Here is a 14,080-nt window from a genome sequence, read left to right on the forward strand (position 1 = left end):
GATCCCTCACTCCGGTCGCCCCAGGCTGTCCATCAGCAAGACTTATTGAAGGCAACACCGCATGTTCTACAAGGATGACCGCCTGGCGATCTTCATAGATGGGGCAAACCTCTATGCAGCATCCAAGGCTCTTGGCTTCGACATTGATTACAAGCTCTTGCGACAGGAGTTCGACCGACGTGGCAAGCTGATGCGCGCCTATTACTACACTGCCCTGATCGAGGGTGAGGAATATTCCCCCATCCGGCCCCTGGTGGACTGGCTGCATTACAACGGCTATTGCGTCGTCACCAAGCCGGCCCGCGAATACACGGACGCGCTTGGGCGCCGCAAGGTCAAGGGCAATATGGATATCGAACTGGCCGTGACCGCGATGGAACTGGCGCCGCGGCTGGATCATGCCGTGCTGTTTTCCGGCGACGGCGACTTTCGGCCGCTGGTCGAGGCGTTGCAGCGCCAGGGCGTGCGGGTCTCGGTCTGTTCGACCATCCGCAGCCAGCCGCCAATGATCGCAGACGACCTGCGCCGCCAGGCCGACAACTTCATCGAACTGGATGCGCTGCGCGAGATCATCGGCCGCCCCCCGCGCGAGACGGCCCCGCAAGAGGGCTGAGACAAACCCGCCGCCCCCGGCGACAGGGGCGGCCGACGGGGGCGGCGGCTTGTGGTGCGGACGGCGGGACTCGAACCCGCACTTCCTTGCGGAAAACAGATTTTCATACCACTTCGGCTTTCGCCGCCGGGTGCTGTGCGACCCGTTCGTGGTCTGGACTATCCCTTCGCCATGGCCCGAAGGCTTTAGGCGCCGCCCGTCTAGTCTCTACACCTTCCCCGTTTCCGGGGCTTGGCTCGGGATCGGCACGGGCGCAAGCGCCCAGAGCTTTCCCCGAATTTGAGCGGTTCTGCACCGGGGGTTTCCCCGACCGGGCACTCCAATCGTCAAAGTCTGCTGCGTCTACCGGTTTCGCCACGTCCGCATGGCTTGCCTCATGCCACAGACGGGCGGCCGATGCGACAGGAAAGTGGTGATCGCGCGCAAGGGCTTGGCGGCCTCAGCCAAAGCTGCGGGTCGGGCGGTCAAAGACCTTGCGGCCCATCAGGCTGCCCACCAGATCGACCATCAGCTTGGCGGTGCGGCCACGCTCGTCCAGAAAGGGGTTCAGCTCGACCAGATCCAGCGAGGTGACAAGCCCGGATTCATGCAGCAATTCCATGACCAGATGCGCCTCGCGGAAGGTCGCGCCGCCGGGCACGGTCGTTCCGACCGCCGGCGCGATCGAGGGGTCCAGGAAATCCACATCCAGGCTGACATGCAAGAGCCCGCCCGCCGCGCGCACCCGGTCCAGAAAGGCGCGCAGCGGCGCGGTGATGCCGTGCTCGTCCAGGACGCGCATGTCGTTCACGGTAATCTCGGTCGGCTGCATCGCGGCCAGCTCGGCCGGGTCCACGCTGCGGATGCCGAACATGCAGATGTTCTCGCCCGGTATGGGGGTGGGAAAGGGCGGGAACGGATCGAAGCCGGGCAAGCCGTGGGCATAGGCCATGGGCGTTCCGTGCAGATTGCCCGATGTGGTCGTCTCCACTGTGTGGAAATCGCTGTGCGCGTCCAGCCAGATCACGAAAAGCGGCCTGTTGGCGCGCGCCGCGTGCCGGGCAACGCCGGTTAGCGTTCCCATGGCCAGAGCGTGATCGCCGCCCATGATGATCGGCATACCCGTGGCCATCGCGTCCTCGGTTGCCTGGGCCAGCGCCCTGGTCCAGGCGATCACTTCGGGCAGGTGATGGACGGCAGGATTGGCGCAGGTCTCGGTGCCCGGCGGGAGGGGGGCAACGTCGCCGCGATCCTCGACCTGATGGCCAAGTGCGGTCAGAGTTCCGGCAAGGCCCGCCACGCGGTAGGCGGCGGGCCCCATGAGGCAGCCGGGGCGGCGCTGGCCTTCATCGACGGGGGCGCCGATCAGGATGCAATGGGTCATCCGGGTCTCCTTTCCTTTTGGCCCGGATCAAAGCGGTCCGGCGGCGGAATGTCCACCGCCGGCACATGGGTCAGAACTCGGTCGTCAGGCCAAGCCACAAACGACGGCCCTCGCCGACCGTGTTGTTGGTGGCCATGTCGATGACGCGATCCAGTAGGTTATAGACCGCCGCATTGACCGTGGCGCGATCCGACAGATGGTAATTCGCACCCAGGTCCACGGTCAGGTAGGATCCGTACTCATAGGCGATGACCTGGCCGGCCTCGTTCGTGGCATAGGGTCGGCCATTGGTGCCAATTCGCGCGCCTGCCGCAATTTCGCGTCCGTGGTAGTTGGCCGAGCCCCACAGGTCCAGCCCGGTGACGGGCGTTTGCCAATCCACCGTGAGGCTAGCCGAGTGACGCGGCGTCCGCGCCAGAGGCAGACCCGCAAAGTCGCCCGTGCGCTGTTCGGAATCCACCAGGCTGTAGGCGGCCCGCACAGTCACATCCGCCCGGGCATTCCAGTCGGCGGTGAGCTCCACGCCTTGAAGCCGCGCCTCGCCTACATTGAACCATTCCCAGCGGTTGTAGCCTTGGCCGCCCACCGTGATGCGTTCGCCGGTATTGGCGCTTTCGATCTTGTTCCGAAAATCGGTGCGAAAGACCGTCGCGCCCAGGCCGAAGCCTTGGCCCTCGTACAGGGCAGCCAGTTCAAAGTTGGTGCTTTTCTCGGGGGCAAGGTCGGGGTTCGAGACGATCACGCCCGCGCCGCGCTGTGTGGTGTAGTAATAGCCCGGCACGATCGAGCGCACGTCCGGTGCCCGGAACCCGGTCGAGACACCGCCCTTCAGCACCAGACCCGGCGTCGCGTTCCACACGCCGTAAAGGCGCGGTGTGACATGGGTGCCGAATTCCTTGTGGCGGTTCAGGCGCGCGCCAAGCGTCAGGGAAAGATCGTCGGTGGGCTTCCATTCGTCCTCGGCAAAGACCGCCCATTGCGAGGTGGCAAAGCGATAGGTCACGCCATCCCCAAGACCGGGGTTGTGATCGTGCACATCGGCGCGGTTGTGCTGGGCGCCCAGGGTCAGCATGTGGCGGCCCTGCCATTCCAGCGGCGTGGTCAGCTTCGCGTCGGCGACGGTGTTCGTGACCTTAGGCGCGCGCGTGGCAGGCGACAGGCCCACCGCGCCGTTGCCCGACCAGGTCACGCGCTGCCCCGTCTCGCGCTGGATCGAGGCTTCAAGCCGCGTCTCGCCCATCCGGCCCGCATAGCTCAGCCGGGCATGGTCGCGCCTGTTCTCTTGCAGGCTGTCGTTCTGGCGCGTGCCTTGGAAGTCGGTCTCGGGGATCGTGCGGCCCACGCGGCCCAGATCCTCGATCCGGCTGCGCCCGCCTTGCAGGCTGATCTCGTGATCCGTGGCAGGGGTCCAGGTCAGCCGGGCGGACAGGTCGGTCAGGTCGCGGTCGCGCAGCCCGTCTATGACTCGCGCCTCGCTGCGGTCCAGCTTGCGGCCCCAGACCTGCAGGCCCAGACGGTCCGCGATCACCGGGCCGTTGGCGTAGAAGGACAGTTGCCGGCTAGAACTGTCCTCGTCACGACCCGGTATCGTGGTCTCGGCCGTGACCGAGCCGCCCCACCGATCCGCCACGGGCTTGGTGATGATGTTGATCACGCCGCCCATCGCATCCGAACCGTAAAGCGACGACATCGGCCCGCGCACGATCTCGATCCGCTCGATGGCGGCGACGGGAGGGATGAAGCTCTGTTCGATGCCTGCGCTGCCATTCGTGCGGCTTTCGCGGGTGGATTGGCGTTTTCCGTCCACCAGGATCAGCGTGTATTGTCCGCCAAGGCCGCGGATGGTGATGTCCTGTTCGTTGGCGATGCCGGTCGCGGCGACGCCCTGGACGCCGCGCAGCGCGTCGGTCAGGCTGGTGATGTTGCGGCGCTGCAATTCGGTGCCCGAGATGACGGTGATGCTGGCGGGCGCCTCCGCGACGTTCTGCTCGAACCCCGAGGCGGTGATGACGATCTCGTCCAGCAGGAAGGGCTGGCTTTCCTGGGCAGCGGCCAGCACGGGCGCCAGTGCGACAGTCGCGGCCAGTGTCGTGCGAGTGACAATGCGGCAAGAGGCCATGCGCCGGGACGGCGCGGCCAAAGCATGGGCGAAGGGCATGCGAAAGGCTCCGGAATGTGGGATTTGGATGCCTGGGGCAGGGCCGAGGGAACAGACCGCATACCTGGGTAATATAGTCAGGATTATGCCCGCGGCTTGCCGGTCACAACCGGCACGGAAAAGCCTGTGGCAGGCTGTTGCGCAAAGGCTACATCGGGCGCCTCGGCCCAGGGGGGTGCGGGGGGCAGGATGCCCCCCGCCCTGTCGCGGGACGCAAGCGGCGCGAGGCCGCAATCCTCAGCGGCGAACGCCCTTGAAGCGCTCGGCCCAAGCCTCGCGGTCCTCGTCGCTGATCTTGGCGAACAGCAGGTCGGGCACGGTGAAGGCATGGCCGGGGCGCAGCGCGGACAGCGCCTCGGTCAGGTCGCCGGGCCAGGCGGCATCGGTTGCGCCCATCGCTTCAAGCAGCCGGGCCGAGGCAAAGGGGATGAAGGGCGCCGACAGAATCGCATAAAGCCGGATCAGGTTCAGGCCCATCCTGATCTGCATCGCGGCCTTGCCGGGATCGGTCCTGAACACCGTCCAGGGTGCGGCGGATTGCAGGTATTCGTTGCCCAGAACCCAGATCGCGCGCAGTTCGGATGCGGATTTGCGGACCTCCATGGCCTGCATATTGGCATCATAGGCGGCCAGGCGCGCCGTCAGGGCAGCGATCAGGGCGGCCTCGTCGGCCCCATAGGCCGGGCCTTCGGGCACGGTCTCGCCGAACTTGCTGCGACAGAACTTGGTGACGCGGCTGACGAAATTGCCGAGAACGTCCGCCAGATCCTTGTTCACCGATTGCTGGAAATTCTCCCAGGTGAACTCGCTGTCGCCCGACTCGGGGGCGTGCGACAGCAGCCACCAGCGCCAGTAATCCGCCGGCAGGATCTCAAGCGCCTGGTCCATGAAGACACCGCGGCCCTGCGAGGTGCTGAACTGCCCGCCGTCATAGGTCAGGTAATTGAACGACTTTATGTAATCGACCATTTTCCATGGCTCGCCCGAACCGATCAGCGTGGCGGGGAAGCTGAGCGTATGGAAAGGCACGTTGTCCTTGCCCATGAACTGGGTGTAGGTCACATCCTCGGCGCCCTCGTCCAGGCGCCACCAGCGGCGCCAGCCTTCCTCGCCTGCACCGGTCGCGTCGGCCCATTCGGCGGTTGCGGCGATATATTCGATGGGCGCGTCGAACCAGACATAGAAGACCTTGCCCTCCATGCCGGGCCAGTCCTGATCGCCGCGCTTCACGGGCACGCCCCAATCCAGATCGCGGGTGATGCCCCGGTCCTGCAGCCCGTCGCCGTCGTTCAGCCATTTCTTCGCGATCGAGGTGGTCAGGATCGGCCAGTCGGTCTTGCTGTCGATCCAGGCCGCGATCTCGGATTTCAGTGCCGACTGGCGCAGATAGAGATGTTTGGTCTCGCGCACTTCCAGATCGGTCGAGCCGGAAATCGCGCTGCGAGGGTTGATCAGGTCGGTCGGGTCAAGTTGCTTGGTGCAGTTCTCGCACTGGTCGCCGCGGGCCTTGTCATAGCCGCAATTGGGGCAGGTGCCCTCGATGTAGCGGTCGGGCAGAAAGCGCTTGTCTGCATGCGAATAGACCTGCTTTTCGATGACTTCTCGGATATAGCCCCGCTCGGCCAGACGGCCCGCGAAATGCTGGGTCAGGGCGCGGTTGCGGTCGCTGGAGGAGCGGCCGTAATGGTCGAAGGACAGGCCGAACCCCGCCGCCAGCGCGCTTTGTTCGCCATGCATCCGGGCGCAGTAATCGGCCACGGCCTCACCGGTCCTGGCGGCGGCCAGTTCGGCGGGCGTGCCGTGTTCGTCGGTGGCACAGATGAACATGACCTCGTGGCCGCGCGCGCGCAGATAGCGGGCATAGAGATCCGCCGGAAGCTGAGAGCCGACGAGGTTCCCCAGATGCTTGATGCCGTTGATATAGGGCAGGGCAGAAGTGATCAGGTGGCGGGCCATGTCATGCGTCCTTTGGGGGTCGCGCTTCTCTAGCCGCGTTGCGCGGTGATGAAAAGTGCGGCGCGCGTTGCAGCGGCTGTGCGCGCAGCGCCGGGGGCCGGGCGGGGCGCGAAAATCCCTTGCTTCTCGGGGAAAACCGGCCTCACCGGGGATGCACCGGCGCGGCACCGGATGTGCACCGGTGGTGCAGCGCTTGCGCGCGTTGCAGGACGTATTGCGACAAGGGACTTGAGCGGAAACCGGGGCCGGTGCAGCGTGGCGAACCGATCACCGGAAGGCCCGCCATGACACGATCCCCGCTTCCCGCCGCGACGCTGGCCCTGCTGTTGCCGCTGGTCTGGCTGGCGCTGGGCGTGGCGCTGGGACAGGATGACCCCGCCCTGCATGGCGAGGGCGGGCCGGTCGAGCTGTTCTCGGCGATGTATCTGCTGCTGGCGGGGACGATGCTGCTGATCCTGCCGGACCGGGCCGCGCGCTGGCATCAGGCCGTGCTGCTGGCCGCCTCCTGCGCGAGATGGACTGGGACAAGCGCTTCACCAAGCACGGCATCCTGTCGCTGCGCCATGACACCGGAGAGGCGCCGCTGCCCGAAAAGATCATCGGCGCGCTGGTCGCGCTGATCGTGCTGGCGGCGGGGTTGCGGCTGCTGCGCCGCGACCTGTGGCCCTTGGCTGGGCGGGTTGCGGCGCGGATCGGGGATGGAATGGCTGCGGCTGGATTGCGACGCGGATCAGCGGCGGCGGTCGCGGCGGCTGCTCATCGGCTGGAAGGCCACGCCGACATGCGCCTCGCAATAGGGTTTGCCGGGCTGGCTGGGCAGGCCGCAGAACCAGAACTTGTCGGTTGCCGGATCGCCGATCGGCCATTTGCAGGTGCGTTCGGTCAGCTCCATCAGCGTCAGCTTGCGGGCGCGTTTCTCGACCTCGCGCACCGAGGCGAGGGCTTCGGGGCTGATCTCGTTGGCCGAGGGCTGCGGCGGCAGAGGCTGGCCCGCCGGCACAATGGGGCGGCGCGGCGCGGGGGTGAAGGCGACGGGTTCGGCGGTGCGGGCCTCGGGCTTCGGCTCGGGACGCGGCTCGGGTCGGGCTTCGACCTTCGGCTCGGGGCGCGGTTCGGCGCGGTGGGGCACGGCCGCAGCGCGGGCCGGCGATTCGGCGCGGGCGGTGACTTGCTTCTGCGGCTCGGGCGCGGCTTCGGGCTGCGGGTCGTCATTGCGGTTGGACAGGCCCAGACGATGGACCTTGCCGATCACCGCGTTGCGGGTGACGCCGCCCAGTTCCTTGGCGATGGCACTGGCCGACTGCCCCTCGGACCACATGCGTTTGAGCGTCTCGACACGTTCATCCGTCCAGGACATGGCTGCCTTTCCGGGCGGGTCTTGCCTGCCGCCCCATCTTGAAACCTGCGATTGGTCCCGCCAGAAACGGGATGCCGAGATTTAGCCGCTGATGCGCAGAAATTCAAGGACCGCCCGATGACAGCCTCCAGCCCCCAGAAACACCCCCGCGCCCTGCCGCCCGCCGCGCGCGAGATGGGGGTGCGCCGCTTCGGCCGTGTGAACTGGCTGGGGCTGTGGACCCTGGCCGTGCGCGAGGTCATGCGCTTCATGGCGGTCTGGCAGCAGACGGTCTTTGCGCCGCTGATGACAGCGGGGCTGTTCGTGCTGGTCTTTGCGCTGGCCCTGGGCGGCGAGCGGCAGGTGATGGGCCTGCCCTATCTGGTCTTTCTGGGGCCGGGCGTCCTGATGATGACGGTGATCCAGAACGCCTTCGCCAACAGTTCCAGCTCGATCGTGGCGGCCAAGGTGCAGGGCAATATCGTGGACACGCTGATGCCGCCCCTGTCGGCGGGCGAATTGCTGGCGGGCTATCTGGCGGGCTCGGTCGTGCGGGCGGGGCTGGTCGCGGGGGTGATCGGCGCGGGCATGATCGCGGTGACGGGGCGGGGCGTGGCGCATCCGCTCTGGGCGCTGGCCTTTGTCGTGATGGCGGCGGCGCTGATGGGGGCGCTTGGCATCCTGGCCGGGATCATGGCGCAGAAATTCGACCAGATGGCCGCGATCAGCAATTTCATCGTCACGCCGCTGAGCTTCCTGTCGGGCACCTTCTATTCGGTGCAGGCCCTGCCCGAGCCGTTCAACACGATCTCGCACTGGAACCCGATCTTCTATCTGATCGACGGGGCGCGCTACGGCGTGACCGGGGTCAGCGATTCGCCGCCCCTGCGCGGGCTGATCGTCTGCGGCGCGGTGCTGGCCGTGGTGCTGTATCTGGCCTGGCGCTGGCTGAAGACCGGCTATCGGATGAAGCCCTAGCGGCGGCGTTGCCGGTCGCGCCAGACCAGCAGGCCCGCCCCCGCGACCAGCACGGCCGCGCCGATCAGGCTGACCCCGTCGGGCAGGACGCCAAAGACCCACAGGTCGAACCCCGCCGCCCAGACCAGCGTCAGATAGAAGAACGGCGCCACGAAGCTGGCATCCGCCCGCCGCATCGCCGCAAGGTTCAGCGCCTGTCCGCCCGCCATGATCAGCCCAAGAGCCGCCAGCGCCGCCCATTGCGCGGGATTGGGCGCGGACCAGACCGCCAGCGCCGCTACCGTCGCGACCGCAGCGCCCATGCCGTTGTTCACGATCAGGATCTGCAACCGCCCCTCGCGCCCGGTGAGGCGCTTGATGAAGATCGCCTCAAGCCCCATCGCGGCGGCGGCGCCCAGGGCCAGGAACGCGGCGGGCTGGATGGCGCCGGTCGGGCGCAGCAGGATCGCGGCGCCGATCAGGGCGATCACGGCGGCGCCCCAGCGGACCGGGCCGACGCGCTCTCCCAGCAGGGGGATGGCCAGCATCATGGTGAAGACCGGCGACAGGAAGCTGATCGCGGTCGCATCGGGCAAGGGCATCTGCGCGACGGCCGCGAACATCAGCGTGATCCCGCCCCAGCCGCAGAGCGTGCGCGCCAGATGCGTCCCCCATGCCGGGCGCGTCAGGACGGGCCGCATCACCGCCAGCGCCAGCGCGATCCCGGCCAGCGCAAAGCCGAACCGGCCGAAGCTGACCATCAGCGGCGGCAGGGCGGGGCCAAGCGCGCCCGTGCCGATCGCCTTGGCAATCAGCGAGGTGGCGGCGAAAAGCGCGGTCGCCGCCACCATCAGGGCGGCGGTCACGCGGCGGTCGGGCTGATGTTCACCGGATGTTTCCATGAGCGCAGGCATGACCCGACCCGCCGGCAGGGTCAACCGCCCCGGGTGGTATTTATCGCTTGCGTGTCGCGCCCGTCACGCGCATCTTCCGGCCATGAACAAGCGACGCGCCCGTATCATCCGACGCTGATGCGACCCCTCGACGGTCCGCATCCCCGCTTGCCTGCCCCTTTCCCACCGCTGCAAATTTCCCATCGCTGCAAAGGCCCTGCCCATGACCACGCCCGCGATTCCGCATGTCCTGCCGACCTATAACCGCGCCAACCTGGCCTTTGAGCGCGGCGAGGGCGCTTGGGCGATCACCGCCGACGGCACGCGCTATCTGGATCTGGGCGCAGGGATCGCCGTGAACGCGCTGGGCCACGCCCATCCGGCGCTGGTCCGGGCGCTGACCGAACAGGCCGGGCGGATCTGGCACGTCTCGAACCTCTACCAGATCCCCGAGCAGGAGCGTCTGGCCGATCTGCTGGTCGAACATACTTTCGCGGATACGGTCTTCTTTACCAATTCCGGGACCGAGGCCGCGGAACTGGCCATCAAGATGGTCCGCAAATACTGGGACCATGCGGGCGATCCCGACCGGACCGAGATCCTGACCTTCGAGGGTGCCTTCCACGGCCGCTCGACCGGCGCCATCGCGGCGGCGGGATCGGAAAAGATGACCAAGGGCTTCGGCCCGCTGATGCCGGGTTTCCGCACGCTGCCCTTCGGCGATCACGACGCCCTGCGCGCCGCCGCCACCGACCGGACGGCGGCAATCATGGTCGAACCCGTCCAGGGCGAGGGCGGCATCCGCGTGCTGCCCGATATCTGCCTCAAGGGCCTGCGCGAGATCTGCGACGCGACAGGCGCGCTGCTGGTCCTTGACGAGGTGCAATGCGGCATGGGCCGGACGGGGCGGCTTTTCGCGCATGAACATGCGGGCATCGCCCCCGACATCATGATGGTCGCCAAGGGCATCGGCGGGGGCTTCCCGCTGGGCGCGGTGCTGGCCACGGCCAGGGCGGCCTCGGGCATGACCGCGGGCACGCATGGCTCGACCTATGGCGGCAACCCGCTGGCCTGCGCGGTCGGCGCCCGGGTGATGGAGATCGTCGCCGACCCGGCCTTTCTGGCCGAGGTGAACCGCAAGGCCGCCCTGTTCCGCCAGAAGCTGGAAGGTCTTGTCGCCGCCCATCCCGACATCTTCGAGGCCGTGCGCGGACAGGGCCTGATGCTGGGCCTGAAATGCCGCATGGCCCCGGCCGATCTGGTCCGGGCGGCCTATGATCAGCACTTGCTGACGGTGCCGGCGGCCGACAACACGCTGCGCCTTTTGCCGCCGCTGAACATCGAGGATGCCGAGATCGCCGAGGCCGTCGAGCGTCTGGACCGCGCCGCAGCCAGTCTTGCCGCCTGAACCGGGGGGACGTGTCCGCGCCCCTGCCGCATTCTTCCTCAGGCAAAACCGGGTCGGGGCGCGGGGCGGCGCGACAGGCCAGCGCCCGCTGTTCCCGACCTTCAGCCTCTTGACCCCGCTCGCCGGGCGGGGCTTGCTGTCACAAAACGTTGAAAGCCGGAACGATGACGCATTTTCTCGATATTCACACCACCGACCGCGCCGCCCTGCGCGCGATCATCGACAATGCCCGCGCGATGAAGGCCGCCCGCCAGGGCCGTCCGCGCGGGATGCCCGATGACGAACAGCCGCTGGCCGGCCGGATGGTGGCGCTGATCTTCGAGAAGCCCTCGACCCGGACCCGCGTCAGCTTCGACGTGGGTGTGCGGCAGATGGGCGGCCAGACGATGGTCCTGTCGGGGTCCGAGATGCAGCTGGGTCATGGCGAAACCATCGCGGACACCGCCCGCGTCCTGTCGCGCTATGTCGATCTGATCATGATCCGCACCTTCGAGGAGGCGACGCTGCACGAAATGGCCGAATATGCCAGCGTGCCGGTCATCAACGGGCTGACGAACCGCACCCATCCCTGTCAGATCATGGCCGATGTGATGACCTTCGAGGAACATCGCGGCGACATCGCCGGCCGCAAGGTCGTGTGGTCGGGCGACGGAAACAACGTCTTTGCCAGCTATGCCCATGCGGCAGGGCAGTTCGGCTTCGACCTGACCTTTACCGGTCCGAAACCGCTGGACCCGGAACAGGAATGGCTGGATTACGCGGCCTCGCAAGGGCGCCCCATCACCATCGAGCGCGACCCCGAACGCGCGGTCATCGGCGCCGATCTGGTCGTCACCGATACCTGGGTCAGCATGCATGACCCGCAATCCGCCAAGGAGCGCCGCCACAACCAGCTGCGCGGCTACCAGGTGAACGAAGCCCTGATGGCGCGCGCCAAGCCTGACGCGCTGTTCATGCATTGCCTGCCAGCCCACCGCGAGGACGAGGTGACAAGCGCGGTCATGGATGGTCCGAACTCGGTCATCTGGGACGAGGCCGAAAACCGTCTGCACGCGCAGAAGGCGATCATGCGGCATTGCCTGGGGGTCTAGGCGGCCGTCCGGTCAGGTCTGGTGCCAGAACGGTGCCAGAACGCCGGTCTGGTCGGCCTCGCGCAGCCGTTCGCATGTGGCAAGAAACAGGTTCTGCCGCTCTGACAGCGTGTCCGAGACCTGCCTGATGCGCGACCGGAACGGGTCGCTGCGGGGGCGGAAGTCTTGTGCGGTGGCGGCCTCGATGGCGGCGATAGCGGCTTCGGCCTCGGCGCCAAGGCCCCCCTGGCCATCTCTGCGTGCGCGCAGGAAGCCCGACAGCCACGCGGGCAGGTCGTCATAACCCACGATATCGGTCTGCGGCGCGGGCACGCACCATTTGCGCGCGAAGTCCAGCACGAAGCGGCTGCGGCGGTCCAGCCAGGCCTCCAGCGCGCCGGGGGCGACAGGGCGGAACCGCGACTCGATCACCCGATAGGCGCGGGCCAGAAGCGCGGGATCGTGGCGGAAATAGATCTGCGTCAGCGGCACATCGTGGGCCTTGAGGATGTCGCCGTGGCGTTGCAATTCGTCCAGCGCCCACCACGAGGTCAGAATCATCAGCGGGTCGCGCAGCATGATCAGCCGGTGGATGCCGGGACCGGGCGTATAGATCGGGTCGGTCAGGTCGAAATCATGGGACTTGACCATTCTCAGGCCGGGCCACCCCGTCCCCTGTTCCTGCGGCAAGGGCGTCAGGCGGCAGGGAAAGCCGCGGCAGCAGCCGGGCTCGTTATACCATTCGCAAAATCGGAAGCCCGGACCGAAGACCCGCGAGAGTCTCGATTCAAGGAAATGCAGTCCCGAGCGGGGCAGGGATTTGGTCTCCAGCAGCAACGGCATGTCACGTCCGGCCTGCCAGCCGGGCAGGGATTCGGTCAGACGCGCCAGATGCGGGGCGGAAACGCTGTGGCGCCCGGTGGCCGGATGAGGCAGACGCTGTCGGGCGCGGCCGAGGGCCTCTGCGGCAAGGCGTTCGGCATCGGCGGGCATCGTGCCATCGGCCAGCAGCGCGGCGGCGCGTCGGGCCAGTCGTCGGGCACCGCTTTCGTCCTGCGCCAGCAAGGCGGCCTCGGTCAGGGCATCCAGCGCGCCCGAACTCAGCGCGGCTGCGGCCTGTTTGCGCGGGCAGCCCCAGTCGATCGCGAGTCTGAGCAGGGGGCGGGCCTTGTCCAGCGCCCCGTGCCGCGCCTGTGCCACAGCCAGAGCCAGCGCCAGTTGCGCACGGTCGGGCGCGTCCTGCAACAGCGCGGCCGGAATGTCCGGGCGCGCTTCCTGCGCGGTCGCCATTGCGTCAGGCAGGTGCCACTCGGCAAGGCTGGTCCAATCGCCGCGCGCCAGCGCTGCCCGGATCAGGTCGAGATGCCCCGGATCAGCGGTCATGTCGCGGTCCCGTCAGCGGCCAGCAGATCGCGCAGCAGGTCGATCTGCCCCTCGGCGCGCAAGAGCTGGTCGCGCATCGAGGCCAGGCGCTGGCGGGCATCGTCGCGTTCGGACTGGACCTTGGCCAGGGCCTCGCGCAGTCGCTTCAGTTCGGCCTGCAACTCGGCCTCGACCCCAGCAGAGAGGGCGGGCCGTTGCGCCAGCGCGCAGCGGGCTGCGGCCAGCGCCTGACGCAAGCGCTCGATGGCCGGCTTGGCCGCCAGCAGCCAGGGGCGGTCGGGGTCGCCCTGCCAGGCTTGTGTCGGAATCAAGCCGAAGCCTTCGGCGGTCAGCATCTGCGCCACGTCCGACAGGGGGGCCGCACCCTCATACAGGGGCTCGCGGCCTTCTCGCAGCAGCAGCGCGTCCAGTCGTGCCAGCGCGCCGCATTGCGCCAGCCGCCGCAGCAATGCCAGCGCCCGGCCCGGCGCTTCGAGACACAGGACCGCCGCGCGACCTTCGGTGCCTGCGGCTTCGTCGATCGGGTCGGGCAGGGGGTCCGGCAGGGGCAGCGTCGCGATGTCGCGCGCCTCCACCGGGTCGTCTCCCAGAAGGCGCAGGCCGGGGAACAGGCGCAGCAACGCGGGCGCGGGGGCGCCAAGCCCGTCCAACGGCGCAAAGCTGGTGCGGTGCAGCACCTGCGGACCTGCTGCGGGTGCCAACACGGCCTGTTCCAGCAGCACCAGACCCGCGGGCATGGGGCGGTCGGACAGCGCGACCACGGCCTGCGGGTCGGCCAGCACCAGGCGCAGGCTGTCATCGGGACCAAGCCGGTCCACGAGCCCGGCCTCGCCCATGCCGCCCGAGACGACGACATGTGTGATGTCCAGCGCCCGCGCACCTCGGTCGCGGCTCAGATGGTCGCGGAGTTGGTCAAGACAGTGCTTCGACATGGCCGGGCTTC

The 14,080-nt window shown here is 67.8% G+C and carries 12 protein-coding genes; 5 read left to right on the forward strand and 7 right to left on the reverse strand.

Going from position 1 to position 14,080, the window contains the following annotated elements; all coding sequences use genetic code 11:
• The first annotated feature begins 61 nt into the window (after nt 1-61).
• A complete protein-coding gene (locus KY389_RS09010; protein WP_219830582.1) occupies nt 62-613 on the forward strand; it encodes a LabA-like NYN domain-containing protein in 552 nt (183 codons plus the stop codon).
• Nucleotides 614-1,052: 439 nt separating this feature from the next.
• Here the strand turns inward: KY389_RS09010 and rocF are convergent, their stop codons facing one another.
• The 3 genes from rocF to metG form a co-directional block, all read right to left on the reverse strand.
• On the reverse strand, nt 1,053-1,976 hold the full coding sequence (gene rocF, locus KY389_RS09015; RefSeq protein ID WP_219830584.1) for an arginase: 924 nt from the start codon (nt 1,974-1,976) through the stop codon (nt 1,053-1,055).
• Nucleotides 1,977-2,046: 70 nt separating this feature from the next.
• Nucleotides 2,047-4,134: a TonB-dependent receptor domain-containing protein gene (locus KY389_RS09020; protein ID WP_246588043.1), complete on the reverse strand. Its 2,088-nt coding sequence runs from the start codon at nt 4,132-4,134 to the stop codon at nt 2,047-2,049.
• Between the two features lie 237 nt (nt 4,135-4,371).
• On the reverse strand, nt 4,372-6,090 hold the full coding sequence (gene metG / locus KY389_RS09025) for a methionine--tRNA ligase (protein WP_219830586.1): 1,719 nt from the start codon (nt 6,088-6,090) through the stop codon (nt 4,372-4,374).
• 284 nt (nt 6,091-6,374) lie between these two features.
• On the opposite strand from metG, the gene KY389_RS09030 reads away from it, so the two are divergent.
• On the forward strand, nt 6,375-6,710 hold the full coding sequence (locus tag KY389_RS09030; protein WP_219830588.1) for a hypothetical protein: 336 nt from the start codon (nt 6,375-6,377) through the stop codon (nt 6,708-6,710).
• A 110-nt stretch (nt 6,711-6,820) separates the two neighbouring features.
• Here KY389_RS09030 and KY389_RS09035 read toward each other — a convergent pair whose 3' ends face one another.
• Nucleotides 6,821-7,447, reverse strand: a complete 627-nt coding sequence (locus tag KY389_RS09035; protein WP_219830590.1) for a GcrA family cell cycle regulator — start codon at nt 7,445-7,447, stop codon at nt 6,821-6,823.
• Between the two features lie 117 nt (nt 7,448-7,564).
• On the opposite strand from KY389_RS09035, the gene KY389_RS09040 reads away from it, so the two are divergent.
• Nucleotides 7,565-8,404: an ABC transporter permease gene (locus KY389_RS09040; protein ID WP_246588044.1), complete on the forward strand. Its 840-nt coding sequence runs from the start codon at nt 7,565-7,567 to the stop codon at nt 8,402-8,404.
• Here KY389_RS09040 and KY389_RS09045 read toward each other — a convergent pair.
• A complete protein-coding gene (locus tag KY389_RS09045) occupies nt 8,401-9,285 on the reverse strand; it encodes a DMT family transporter (protein WP_219830593.1) in 885 nt (294 codons plus the stop codon). The genes KY389_RS09040 and KY389_RS09045 overlap by 4 nt on opposite strands.
• A gap of 214 nt (nt 9,286-9,499) precedes the next feature.
• Between KY389_RS09045 and KY389_RS09050 the strand changes: the two genes are divergently transcribed.
• Nucleotides 9,500-10,684, forward strand: a complete 1,185-nt coding sequence (locus tag KY389_RS09050; RefSeq protein WP_219830595.1) for an aspartate aminotransferase family protein — start codon at nt 9,500-9,502, stop codon at nt 10,682-10,684.
• 164 nt (nt 10,685-10,848) lie between these two features.
• Nucleotides 10,849-11,775: an ornithine carbamoyltransferase gene (argF, locus tag KY389_RS09055; protein WP_219830597.1), complete on the forward strand. Its 927-nt coding sequence runs from the start codon at nt 10,849-10,851 to the stop codon at nt 11,773-11,775.
• 12 nt (nt 11,776-11,787) lie between these two features.
• On the opposite strand, the gene KY389_RS09060 is transcribed toward argF, so the two are convergent.
• Both KY389_RS09060 and KY389_RS09065 read right to left on the reverse strand, forming a co-directional pair.
• Nucleotides 11,788-13,137 (reverse strand): hypothetical protein, encoded by a 1,350-nt coding sequence (locus tag KY389_RS09060; protein WP_219830598.1) that lies wholly within the window; start codon nt 13,135-13,137, stop codon nt 11,788-11,790.
• A complete protein-coding gene (locus KY389_RS09065; protein WP_219830599.1) occupies nt 13,134-14,069 on the reverse strand; it encodes a hypothetical protein in 936 nt (311 codons plus the stop codon). Before KY389_RS09065 ends, KY389_RS09060 begins: the two co-directional genes overlap by 4 nt.
• Nucleotides 14,070-14,080 lie beyond the last annotated feature (11 nt).

Origin of the sequence: Paracoccus bogoriensis (genome assembly GCF_019431455.1) — a bacterium.
Classification (GTDB): Bacteria; Pseudomonadota; Alphaproteobacteria; order Rhodobacterales; family Rhodobacteraceae; genus Paracoccus; species Paracoccus bogoriensis.